Origin of the sequence: Halomonas daqiaonensis, assembly GCF_900109725.1 — a bacterium.
GTDB lineage: Bacteria > Pseudomonadota > Gammaproteobacteria > Pseudomonadales > Halomonadaceae > Halomonas > Halomonas daqiaonensis.
Window position 1 is genome coordinate 1 of sequence record NZ_FOBC01000008.1, and the last position, 11,264, is coordinate 11,264.

Below are 11,264 nucleotides of genomic sequence, written 5' to 3' on the forward strand. Positions count from 1 at the left end.
ACTTCCTGCCCAAGGTGAAGCTCGAGGTGGCCGTGGACGACGAGATGGCCGAGAAGGTGATCGACGCCATCACCCAGGTCGCGAACACCGGCAAGATCGGCGACGGTAAGATCTTCGTCACCCCGCTGGAGCAGGTGATCCGTATTCGTACCGGCGAGACGGGGAAGGACGCGGTGTAAGCGCCAAGCGGCCAAGCGGCCAAGCGGCCAAGCGGCCAAGCGGCCAAGCGGCCAAGCGGCCAAGCGGCCAAGCGAAGTCTAGGCCCAAGTAGCAAGAAACCCCACCAGAGGTTCGCCCGGTGGGGTTTCGCGTTTCTGCCTCGCTACCTACCGCCCGTCACCGAACAGCTTGGCGGCTCGACGCTTGAAGCTCGACGCTTACTTTTCGACAAACGCCCGCTCGATGACGTAGTCGCCGGGCTCGCCCATGCGCGGCGAGATGGTGAAGCCGAGCTCGTCGAGCATGACGCTAGTGTCGTCGAGCATCGCCGGGCTGCCGCAGATCATGGCGCGATCCTGCTTGGGATCGATAGCCGGCAGGCCAGTATCCTCGGCCAGCTTGCCGCTGCGAATATGGTCGGTCAGCCGCCCCATGGTGTGGAAGGTCTCGCGCGTCACGGTGGGGTAGTAGATCAGCTTCTCGCTGATCTCCTCACCGAGATACTCGTGGGCAGGCAGGTCCTTCTGGATGAAATCGGCATAGGCCAGTTCGCTCACGTTGCGCACGCCGTGCACCAACACCACCTTCTCGAAGCGCTCGTAGACTTCCGGGTCCTGAATCAGGCTCATGAAGGGGGCCAGGCCAGTGCCGGTGGAGAGCAAGTAAAGGTTGCGCCCCGGCAGCAGGTCATCGGTGACCAGAGTGCCGGTAGGCTTGCGGCTGACCATGATCTGGTCACCCACCTTGAGGTGCTGGAGGCGCGAGGTCAGGGGACCATCGGGCACCTTGATGCTGAAGAACTCCAGGTGATCCTCGTAGTTGGGGCTGGCGATGGAGTAGGCCCGCATCAGCGGCTTGCCGTTCACCTCGAGGCCGATCATCACGAACTGGCCGTTCTTGAAGCGCAGGGTACGCTCGCGGGTGGTCCGGAAACTGAACAGGGTATCGTTCCAGTGGTGCACACTCAGAACGTCCTCAAGCGCAAACTTGCTCATGCCGACTCCCTCATATTCTATAAACGAATAGATCGGACAACCAATCTTTGTAGGCAATTCTAAGAGCCGAGGACTTATCTGTTAAATGGATTGTATGGATAACACTTATCTATACTGTGGATATACGACCTCCCGAGGAACCTCATGCGCTATACCCTACGTCAGCTGGAAGTCTTCGTCGCCGTGGCCCAGCATGAGAGCGTCTCCCGGGCGGCTCGCGCGCTGGCGCTCTCGCAGTCGGCGACCAGCACCGCCCTCGCCGAACTGGAGCGTCAGTTCGACTGTCGGCTGCTCGATCGTATCGGCAAGCGCCTGAAGCTCAACGCCCTGGGCTTCCAGCTGTTGCCCAAGGCGGTGGCCCTGCTCGATCGTGCCGAGGAGGTGGAGGAGTTGCTGCGCGGCCAGCAGGGCATCGGCACCCTGGACGTCGGCGCCACCCTGACCATCGGCAACTACCTGGCGACCCTGCTGATCAGTGACTTCATGCAGCGTCATCCGGGCAGCCGGGTGCGCCTCTCGGTGCGCAACACCCGGTCCATCATCGACAGCGTGCGCCAACACGAGCTGGACCTGGGGCTGATCGAGGGACAGTGCGAAGAGGAGGACGTGATCACCCAACCCTGGGTGGAGGACGAGCTGGCGGTGTTCTGTTCACCCCGCCATCCGCTCGCCACGGGCGGTCCGGTGGAACTGGACCGCCTGCTGCGCGAGGCGTGGATCATGCGCGAACAGGGCTCCGGCACCCGGCTGACCCTGGAGCAGGCGGCCCGGCATCGCCGCGGACGCTTCAACATCCTGCTGGAGCTGGAGCATACCGAGGGCATCAAGCGGGCGGTGGAATCGGGCCTCGGCATCGGCTGTGTCTCGAAACTGGCTTTGCGCGACGCCTTCCGGCGTGGCAGCCTGGTGCCCATCGCCACCCCGGAGCTGGACCTGAGCCGCCAGTTCACCTTCATCTGGCATCGTCACAAGTACCTGGCCACCGGCATGCGCGAATTTCTCAAGCTGTGTCGGCAGATGACCGATGGCATCCGTCGCAGCGACCAGATCGACCTGCCCCAGGTGCCCTGACGCAGCGCGGCCCGGCGCGAAGAGCCGGGCCGCGGAGAGGGCGTCAATGGGCGAGTGGCTAGCGAAGGTCGCTGACGGCCTCCTGGATATCGGCGAGGGACGCCTTGGTGAGATCCTTGGCCAGAGTGTGGATCACCAGCTTGGCGGTAGGACCATCGACCTTGTCCCGCAGTTGGCCGAGGAAGCGTGGCGGCGCGACCAGGATCAGCTTCTCCATGGTGTTGTCGACCCGGGCGCGATAGAGCCGCTCGGCGACCTCGCGAGCGAAGATCTCCTCGTGGTGCTGGGTCGCCACGTTCTCGCCGCCGGCGCTGCGCGAGGACGTCGCGGTCGACTCGTGGACATCGCCGCCGCGATCCGTCACCAAGTCTCCCTCGTGCATTCGACCCTCGGCATGGACAAGGCTGTCCTTCTCGCTGATCTTGAGTCCCTCGCGGGTGAACAGTCGAGCCCGTGCCGCATCAGCCACCACGATATAGGTTGTCATAGCCGCTCCTTGATACAGGTGAATTGACGGAAGTCCGCCTTTCGAGACAACCACTTCCGCCTCTCGTTCCACATTGGCAACCCCGCTCCCGTTGGTCAACCTGGCGATACGCGAAGACTGCCGAGCGACAGGATCTGGGGTTAAGTGTGTCTGCCTACTGCTTCCTCAGCGACGCCGCACGGCCGACAGAAACTCACGCAGGCCGACCAGCAGCAGCACGGCCGCACCGGCCCCGAGGCCATTGGCCAGCATATCGGCCCAGTCGCCGCCGCTGCGGCCGGGAACAAGGAGCTGGGCAAACTCGATGGCGATGCCCAGCAGCAGCGCAGCCAGGAAAGCCAGCGGCAGGCGGACGCCGGAGAGCCCGACCAGGCCCGCCAGGCCGGCATAGCCAATGAAGTGGCTGGCCTTGTCCCAGGGCAGCGTCTCGGGCAGCTCGCTGCTGGGCGTCAGGCTGCCCCAGGCGATCACCAGGGCCGCCAGGCAGGCCAGTACCACCCAGCGGCGGCACCACTGTCGGTCCTCCCCTGCGGCCAGCCGGGCCAACCAGTCAGCCATGCGCGATGTTGCGATGATAGGCGGGGCTCAGGTCATGCAAGGCGTCCATGAAGGCCGTGACATTGTCTGGGTCGGTGAACTGGTTGATGCCGTGCCCCAGGTTGAAGACATGGCCGGGCCCGTGGCCGAAGCTGTCGAGGATGCGCGCCACCTCGGCGCGGATCGCCGAGGGGCGGGCAAACAGGACGTTGGGGTCGAGGTTGCCCTGCAGGGCGACGCGATGGCCGACCCGGGCCCGGGCATCAGAGAGCTCGGTAGACCAGTCCAGGCCGACGGCATCGGAGCCGGCCGCCGCGATGTCCTCGAGCCATTGGCCGCCATTCTTGGTGAACAGGATCACCGGCACTCGACGCCCTTCGTGCTCACGGATCAGGCCGGCGACGATCTGCTCCATGTAGCGCAACGAGAACTCCAGATAGGCTGGCGTGGAGAGCGCACCGCCCCAGGTGTCGAAGATCTGTACCGCCTGAGCGCCGGCACGGATCTGGGCATTGAGGTAGTCGGTGACCGCATGGGCCAGAGTATCGAGCAGCCGGTGCATGGTATCCGGCGCATCGTAGAGCATCGTCTTGACGTGGCGGAAATCCTTGCTGGAAGCGCCCTCCACCATGTAGGTGGCAAGCGTCCAGGGGCTGCCGGAGAATCCGATCAGCGGCATCCGGCCGTTCAGCTCACGGCGGATTGTCGAGACCGCCCGCATCACGTAGTCCAGGTCGCGCTCGGCATCCGGGGCCTGCAGGGCATCCACTTCGGCCGAGGTGCGCACCGGGTTGCGAAATTTCGGGCCTTCGCCGGTCTCGAAGTAGAGACCCAGCCCCATGGCATCGGGGATAGTCAGGATGTCCGAAAAGAGGATGGCCGCATCCAGGGGATAGCGCTCCAGCGGCTGCAGGGTGACCTCGCAGGCCAGTTCCTGGTTGCGGCACAGGTCCATGAAGCTGCCGGCATGGCCGCGCACCTCGCGATACTCCGGCAGGTATCGGCCGGCCTGGCGCATCATCCACACCGGGGTGCGGTCGACGGGTTGACGCGCAAGGGCGCGCAGAAAGCGGTCGTTCTTGAGTTCCATGCAGGCGCTCGTCCACGGAAAATGTCGGCGCCATTGTACCCCATCGAAGGCCCCGGCGATGAGCCCCCTGACACAACGGTGAGCCGGCTCGGCCTTCCTGATAGAATAGCCCTCCACCCGTCGGCAACGCCGTGGTCTTCCACCGAGGTACAATGTGACGATTCGATTCATCGCCGCCTCCCGGCTGCCCACTCCCTGGGCCACCTTCACCATGCATGGTTTCGAGGATGATGCTACCGGCAAGGATCACATCGCCCTGACCCTGGGCGATGTGGCCGATGGCGAAGCGGTGCTGGGACGGGTCCACTCCGAGTGCCTGACCGGCGATGCCCTCTTCTCCATGCGCTGCGACTGCGGCTTCCAACTGCAGGAAGCGCTCAAGCGGATCGCCGAAGAAGGACGGGGAGTGCTGTTCTATCTGCGTCAGGAAGGCCGTGGCATCGGGCTGCTCAACAAGATCCGCGCCTACCATCTCCAGGATGCCGGCGCCGACACCGTCGAGGCCAACGAGCAGTTGGGCTTCGCCGCCGACCTGCGCCGCTACGACCTCTGCGTGCCGATGCTCGACCATCTGGGGATCAAGGGGCTACGACTGATGACCAATAACCCCCGCAAGGTCGACGCCCTGACCCAGGCCGGCGTGGTGGTGATGGAACGCGTCCCGCTGACCACCGGTCTAAACCCGCATAACGAGCAATATTTGACCACCAAGGCCGGCAAGCTGGGCCACATGATGGCGCTGGGCGACTTCACTCAGGCCAGCGACGTGGATATCGAACGCAAGCCCTGAGCCACCGGGTCCGGGCATCGGGCTGGCTCCTCGGCAGGAGACCCCCATGACGCACACCACCCCCGATGTCGAGACGCCCTTCAGTGGCCTCGAGGAGTTGTTGCACAGCGTCAGCCACGGCATCGGTGCGGCGCTCAGTCTCGTCGGGATTGTGGTGCTGCTGGTGTTGGCCAGCCTGGCCAGCCGGGTCGACCCCTGGAAGCTTGTGGGCATCGGCTTGTATGGCGTCAGCCTGGTGCTGCTCTACACCGCTTCCACCCTCTACCACGGGATTCGTCACCCACGCCTCAAGGGCAGGTTGCAGTTGCTCGACCACTGCGCGATCTACCTGCTGATCGCCGGCACCTACACGCCCTTCCTGCTAGTCAACCTGCGCGGTCCGACGGGCTGGACGCTGTTCGCCACCGTCTGGTCCCTGGCGCTGGCCGGCATCGCCTTCAAGCTTGCCTGGCCCCACCGCTTCACCCCGCTGCGTATCGCCATCTATCTGCTGATGGGCTGGCTGGTCGTCTTCGCCGGCGACGAACTGGTAGCCCGCCTGTCCGGTACCGGTCTCGCCCTGCTGATCGCCGGCGGCATCACCTACACCCTGGGCGTGGTCTTCTATGCCATCAGCGCCATCCCCTACAACCACGCGATCTGGCACCTGTTCGTCATGGGCGGCAGCACCTTCCACTACTTCGCGGTCTACACCGCTGTACTGCCTTTCGCGGTCTGACGATCGTCAGGCATCGCGGGCCTTGCGGATTCGCTCGTAGGCGCTGCCGATCTCGCTGGTGCGCTCCTTGGCGACCTCGCGCATGCTCTCGGGCAGGCCCTTGGAGGCGAGCTTGTCGGGATGATTCTCGCTCATCAGGCGGCGGTAGGCCTTCTTGATCTCGGCGTCGCTGGCGTCCTGATCGACGCCCAGCACCCGGTAAGCATCCTCCAGCGATGGGCCCTGCTCGTCTGCTCCTCGGGGCCCGCCACGCAGCATGGCCTCGATCTGGGCAATCTCGGCCTCGGAGCAGCCGAGGCCCCGCACCACCCGCATCAGCATCTCGTGCTCGGCAGGATGCAGCTCGCCATCGGCGGCGACTGCGGCCAGCTGTACCTGCAGGAAGACCTGGCGCAGAGCGGGCTGATGTGCCGCAATGTGACGAACCTTGGCCAGCTCTGCGTCCAGGTCGAAGTCGGGAGCCTTGCCGCGGGTAAAATCCGCACGGGCCTGGGCACGCTGGGCCTCGCTGAGCCGTAACCGATCCCACAGCTGTCGAGAGGCTTCCAGCTCGTCCTCAGAGACCTGGCCATCGGCCTTGCACAGACAACCCATGACGGCAAAGGTCGACTCCAGGAACTGGGACTGGATGCCGACCAGCTTCTTCACCAGACGATTCCGCAGGCGCCTACCCAGCCAATAGCCCAAGGCGCCGCCCACCAGCAGGCCGATGGGGCCGCCGATGGCCAGCCCCAGCAGGGCACCGATAATAATCAGGAACAGCATCGCAACCTCATGACGGTAACGTGAAAACTCAGGGCAGCCGGGCACGGATCGAGGCCTCGATGCCGTCCGCATCCAGGCCACACTCGGCGATCAGTTCGGCGGGCTTGCCGTGCTCGACGAAGGCATCGGGCAGCCCGAGGTTGAGCACTTCCACCTGCACCCCCTCGGCCATCAGCAGCTCATTGACGGCGCTGCCGGCACCTCCGGCAACCACATTCTCCTCCAGGGTCACCAGCAGGTCGTGCTCGTCGGCCGCGGCCAGCACGGCGTCAAGGTCCAGCGGCTTGATCGAGCGCATGTTGAGGTGACTGGCGTCGAGGCGCTCGGCCACTTCCGCCGCCGGGCCGTTGAGGCTGCCGAAGGCCAGCAGGGCGATTCGCGTCGTGTCCCCACTACCACGACGCCGCCATTCGGCCCGACCGATCTCGATCGGCTCGAGGTGCTCGGGCGTCGCGACCCCGGGACCGGTCCCTCTCGGGTAGCGCACCGCAGCGGGGCCGGGATGGTGATAGGCGGCACTGAGCATCGCACGGCATTCGGCCTCGTCGGCGGGGGCAAGCACCACCAGCCCCGGCACGCAGCGCAGGTAGGAGAGATCCAGGCTGCCGTGGTGGGTGGGGCCATCCTCGCCCACCAGGCCAGCGCGGTCGATGGCGAAAGTCACGTCAAGCCCCTGCACCGCCACATCGTGGATCAGCTGGTCATAGCCGCGCTGCAGGAAGGTCGAGTAGATCGCCACCACCGGCTTCATGGCCTCGCAGGCAAGGCCCGCGGCCAGAGTCAGGGCATGCTGCTCGGCGATGGCCACGTCGAAGTAGCGTTCGGGGTACTCCTTCGAGAAGCGCACCAGGTCGGAGCCCTCGCGCATCGCGGGGGTGATGCCGACGAGCCGTTCATCCACCGCCGCCATGTCGCACAGCCAGTTGCCGAAGACGCGGCAGTACTTCTGCTTGCTGCTGGCTTGCACGCTGGCCGGCTTGAGCGGCGGTGGCGTCTCTCCGTTCTTTTCCAGCTTGGTGATGGCATGGTAGCCGATGGGATCGGCCTCGGCGGGCAGGAAGCCCTTGCCCTTGCAGGTCTTCACATGGAGGAACTGGGGTCCCTCCAGGTCACGCATGCTGTGCAAGGTCTCTACCAGCAACGGCAGGTCGTGACCGTCGATGGGGCCGATGTAGTTAAAGCCCATTTCCTCGAACAGCGTGGCAGGGCTGATCATGCCCTTCATGTGCTCCTCGGTGCGCCGTGCCAGTTCCAGGGCGCCGGGAAGGTGCGAGAGCACCTTCTTGCCACTCTCGCGCATGTTGAGGTAGGGCTTGCTGATCAGGATGCGCGCCAGGTAGCTGGCCATGCCGCCGACGTTCTCGGAGATCGACATCTCGTTGTCGTTGAGCACCACCAGCAGGTTGGCGTCCACATGGCCGGCATGCGCCAGGGCCTCGAAGGCCATCCCGGCGGTGAGCGCACCATCGCCGATCACCGCACAGACCCGGCGCTTCTCGCCACGGGTGCGGGCGGCCAGGGCCATGCCCAGGGCCGCCGAGATCGAAGTGCTCGAATGGCCCACGCCGAAGGTGTCGTACTCCGATTCGGTGCGCCGCGGGAAGGCGGCAAGGCCACCATATTGGCGGATGCCGGTCATCGCCTCACGACGTCCGGTGAGGATCTTGTGTGGATAGGCCTGGTGGCCCACGTCCCATACCAAGCGGTCATGGGGGGTCTCCAGTGCCTGATGCAGGGCCACGGTGAGCTCCACCACGCCCAGGCCGGCGCCGAAATGGCCGCCGGAGACGCCCACGCTATAGAGCAGGTAAGCGCGCAGCTCGTCGGCCACCTGGGCCAGCTGGCCGGTGTTCATGGCGTGCAGCGCCGCCGGTATCTCCAGGGTATCGAGCAGCGGCGTGGCCGGACGCTCGACGGGGATGTCATCGAACAGCTTCATGTGGGCCCTGTAATGTCAATGGTCACGCTCGATCATGTAGCGAGCCAGGTCGGCCAGGGGAGTGGCGGCCTCGCCCAGCGGCGTCAGGGCCGCCACCGCCATCTCGACCAGTTCATCGGCCCGCCGGCGAGCGCCCTCGAGCCCCAGCAGACTCGGATAGGTGGGCTTGGATCGGGCGGCATCGGCTCCGGAGGTCTTGCCCAGCGTAACGGTGTCACCGGTCACGTCGAGCACATCGTCGTGGATCTGGAAGGCCAGCCCGATGGCATCGGCATAAGCATCCAGGGCGTCCAGGCGCGGGTCGGCCTCATCGACGGCGACCAATCCGCCGAGATGCACCGCGGCACGGATCAGCGCACCGGTCTTGTGGCCGTGCATCGCCGCCAGCGCCGCGGCATCCGGGTGCCCCCCCACCGCGGCAAGATCCAGGCTCTGACCGGCCACCATGCCGTCGCGCCCGGCGGCCCCGGCTAGGCTGGCCACCAGCGCCGGCAACCGGGAGTGTGCAGCCCGCGCCAGTACCTCGAAGGCCAGAACCTGAAGGGCATCACCGGCGAGTATCGCGGTGGCCTCGTCGTAGGCACGGTGCACCGTGGGCTGGCCACGCCGCAGGTCATCGTCGTCCATGGCCGGCAGGTCGTCGTGGACCAGCGAATAGGCGTGGACCAGTTCCAACGCCATGGCCGGGGCATCCAGATCGTCGTCCGCGGCGCCCAGGGCACGGCCGGCCGCATAGACCAGCAACGGCCTCAGTCGCTTGCCGCCCACCAGCAAGCCGTGGCGCATGGCTGCCTCGAGACGCGGAGAAGGAGCCGAACGCGCCGTGAAGAGCGCTTCGAGACCGGCATCGATCCGGGCACGATCCGCGGCCAGGCGGCCGGCCAGGGGATCAGCGCTCACCATCGTCCTCCGCAGAAGGACCGTCGAAGGGTTGCAGATCAACGCCGCCGGCCTCGCCCTCGGTCAAGGTGCGCACCCTCAGTTCTGCCTCGTCGAGCCGACGCTGGGCGTCACGGGTCAGGCGAACACCCTGTTCGAAGGCGGCCAGCGATCCCTCCAGCGACAGCTCGCCGGACTCCAGTCGCTCGACGAGCTCTTCGAGTCGCTCGACGGTGGCGGCGAAGTCGGCCGGTGCCGGCTCATCGCCGCTGCCTTGGCTTTGCTGTTCCGCCATCGCCTCTCTCGCTGGTGGCCTGATCATGGGCGGACAGTATACACGCTCCCCCCGGGGGGTCGTCTGCCCCGGCCGGGACCCGAGCAACTTACATGCCATTCATCCATGGCGCTCGGCATTTTCATCCTCGCTCATGCCGGCTGTGGTAAACTACCGGCCCTGTTTCGAGCCTGTCCACGTGCCGGGTGAAGCGTCTCCCGCGGGCCCCAGGCTCTTCAGCATCTTCATGACACATGCAAGCGGCGCGCGCCGACGAAGGGGTTGAATCGACCATGGCCAAAACGTCCCTGGACAAGAGCAAGATCAAGATCCTGCTGCTCGAGGGCGTCCACCAGAGTGCGGTGGACAATCTACTCAATGCCGGTTACACCAACATCGAGCACCTGCCGACCTCACTGGACGAGGCAACGCTGCTCGAGAAGATCCGCGACGTCCACTTCATCGGCATCCGTTCGCGTACCCAGCTCAACGAGCGCGTCTTCGACGCGGCCGAGAAGCTGGTGGCGGTGGGCTGCTTCTGCATCGGCACCAACCAGGTGGACCTCGATGCCGCCTTGGTGCGCGGCATCCCGGTCTTCAACGCCCCCTTCTCCAACACCCGCTCGGTGGCCGAACTGGTGCTGGCCGAGGCGATCATGCTGCTGCGCGGCATCCCCGAGAAGAGCGCCCGCGCCCACCAGGGCGGCTGGCTGAAGTCGGCGAAGAACGCCCATGAGGCACGCGGCAAGACGCTGGGCATCATCGGCTACGGTAGCATCGGCTCCCAGCTCTCGGTACTCGCCGAGTCGCTGGGCTTCGACGTCATCTACTACGACGTGGTGACCAAACTGGCAATGGGCAACGCCCGCCAAGTGGCTAGCTTCGAGGAGCTGCTGACCCGCGCCGATGTGGTCAGCCTGCATGTACCTGACCTGCCCGCCACCCGCTGGATGATCGGCGAGGCCGAGATCGCCCTGATGAAGCCGGGCGCCATCCTGATCAACGCCTCCCGCGGCAGCGTGGTGGTGATCGAGGCCCTGGCCGAGGCGCTGAAGGCCGAGCGCCTCCACGGTGCCGCCATCGACGTCTTCCCGGTGGAGCCCAAGGGCAACGACGAGGAGTTCGAGAGCCCGCTACGCGGCCTGGCCAACGTCATTCTTACCCCCCACATCGGCGGTTCCACCCTCGAGGCTCAGGAGAACATCGGCATCGAGGTCTCCGAGAAGCTGGTCACCTATTCCGACAACGGTACCACCGTCAGCTCGGTCAACTTCCCCGAGGTGGCCCTGCCGGCTCACCCGGGCAAGCACCGCTTGCTGCACATTCACGAGAACGTGCCCGGGGTCCTCTCCGAGATCAACCGCGTGCTCTCCGAGAACGACATCAACATCCTCGGCCAGTACCTGCAGACCAACGAGCGCATCGGCTACGTGGTCATCGACGTGGACAAGGCCTATGGCTCACGGGCCATGGAGGCACTGCGTCAGGTGAAACATACCTTGCGTGTGCGGGTGCTCTACGCCGAGAGCAGCTACACCCACTGAGCCCCTCCTCACGGCT

The 11,264-nt window shown here is 65.6% G+C and carries 13 protein-coding genes; 5 read left to right on the forward strand and 8 right to left on the reverse strand.

Going from position 1 to position 11,264, the window contains the following annotated elements; translation table 11 throughout:
- The coding region (locus tag BMY30_RS07890; RefSeq protein ID WP_139195491.1) for a P-II family nitrogen regulator at window positions 1-179 on the forward strand (179 nt) is incomplete at its 5' end.
- 198 nt (window positions 180-377) lie between these two features.
- Here BMY30_RS07890 and BMY30_RS07895 read toward each other — a convergent pair.
- On the reverse strand, window positions 378-1,154 hold the full coding sequence (locus BMY30_RS07895) for a ferredoxin--NADP reductase (RefSeq protein ID WP_089712327.1): 777 nt from the start codon (window positions 1,152-1,154) through the stop codon (window positions 378-380).
- A gap of 144 nt (window positions 1,155-1,298) precedes the next feature.
- Between BMY30_RS07895 and BMY30_RS07900 the strand changes: the two genes are divergently transcribed.
- Window positions 1,299-2,225 (forward strand): LysR family transcriptional regulator, encoded by a 927-nt coding sequence (locus BMY30_RS07900; protein WP_089712329.1) that lies wholly within the window; start codon window positions 1,299-1,301, stop codon window positions 2,223-2,225.
- 58 nt (window positions 2,226-2,283) lie between these two features.
- Here BMY30_RS07900 and BMY30_RS07905 read toward each other — a convergent pair whose 3' ends face one another.
- From BMY30_RS07905 to hemE, 3 genes are all read right to left on the reverse strand, one after another.
- The gene (locus tag BMY30_RS07905; protein WP_089712332.1) at window positions 2,284-2,712 is read right to left on the reverse strand and encodes a host attachment protein; all 429 of its coding nucleotides are present in this window, start codon (window positions 2,710-2,712) and stop codon (window positions 2,284-2,286) included.
- A gap of 165 nt (window positions 2,713-2,877) precedes the next feature.
- Window positions 2,878-3,270, reverse strand: coding sequence for a VanZ family protein (locus tag BMY30_RS07910; RefSeq protein WP_089712333.1), 393 nt, complete (start codon window positions 3,268-3,270; stop codon window positions 2,878-2,880).
- On the reverse strand, window positions 3,263-4,339 hold the full coding sequence (hemE, locus tag BMY30_RS07915; protein WP_089712335.1) for a uroporphyrinogen decarboxylase: 1,077 nt from the start codon (window positions 4,337-4,339) through the stop codon (window positions 3,263-3,265). The genes BMY30_RS07910 and hemE overlap by 8 nt, the downstream gene beginning before the upstream one ends.
- Window positions 4,340-4,493: 154 nt before the next feature.
- Here hemE and ribA point away from each other — a divergent pair, with 154 nt between their 5' ends.
- Both ribA and trhA read left to right on the forward strand, forming a co-directional pair.
- The gene (ribA, locus tag BMY30_RS07920) at window positions 4,494-5,129 is read left to right on the forward strand and encodes a GTP cyclohydrolase II (RefSeq protein ID WP_089712336.1); all 636 of its coding nucleotides are present in this window, start codon (window positions 4,494-4,496) and stop codon (window positions 5,127-5,129) included.
- A gap of 46 nt (window positions 5,130-5,175) precedes the next feature.
- Window positions 5,176-5,847, forward strand: a complete 672-nt coding sequence (gene trhA / locus BMY30_RS07925) for a PAQR family membrane homeostasis protein TrhA (RefSeq protein WP_089712338.1) — start codon at window positions 5,176-5,178, stop codon at window positions 5,845-5,847.
- A gap of 6 nt (window positions 5,848-5,853) precedes the next feature.
- Here trhA and djlA read toward each other — a convergent pair whose 3' ends face one another.
- The 4 genes from djlA to BMY30_RS07945 are packed head-to-tail and all read right to left on the reverse strand — an operon-like array spanning window position 5,854 to window position 9,725.
- Complete coding sequence (djlA, locus tag BMY30_RS07930; protein WP_089712340.1) at window positions 5,854-6,612, reverse strand: co-chaperone DjlA; 759 nt, start codon at window positions 6,610-6,612, stop codon at window positions 5,854-5,856.
- Window positions 6,613-6,640: 28 nt separating this feature from the next.
- Complete coding sequence (gene dxs / locus BMY30_RS07935; protein WP_089712342.1) at window positions 6,641-8,551, reverse strand: 1-deoxy-D-xylulose-5-phosphate synthase; 1,911 nt, start codon at window positions 8,549-8,551, stop codon at window positions 6,641-6,643.
- Window positions 8,552-8,566: 15 nt separating this feature from the next.
- Entirely contained in the window at window positions 8,567-9,454 is an 888-nt protein-coding gene (locus BMY30_RS07940; RefSeq protein WP_089712344.1) for a farnesyl diphosphate synthase, read from the reverse strand.
- Entirely contained in the window at window positions 9,441-9,725 is a 285-nt protein-coding gene (locus tag BMY30_RS07945; protein WP_089712347.1) for an exodeoxyribonuclease VII small subunit, read from the reverse strand. Before BMY30_RS07945 ends, BMY30_RS07940 begins: the two co-directional genes overlap by 14 nt.
- A gap of 272 nt (window positions 9,726-9,997) precedes the next feature.
- On the opposite strand from BMY30_RS07945, the gene serA reads away from it, so the two are divergent.
- Window positions 9,998-11,248 carry a phosphoglycerate dehydrogenase gene (serA, locus tag BMY30_RS07950; protein WP_089712631.1) on the forward strand — a complete coding sequence of 417 codons (1,251 nt, stop codon included), beginning with the start codon at window positions 9,998-10,000 and terminating at the stop codon, window positions 11,246-11,248.
- Window positions 11,249-11,264: the final 16 nt, after the last annotated feature.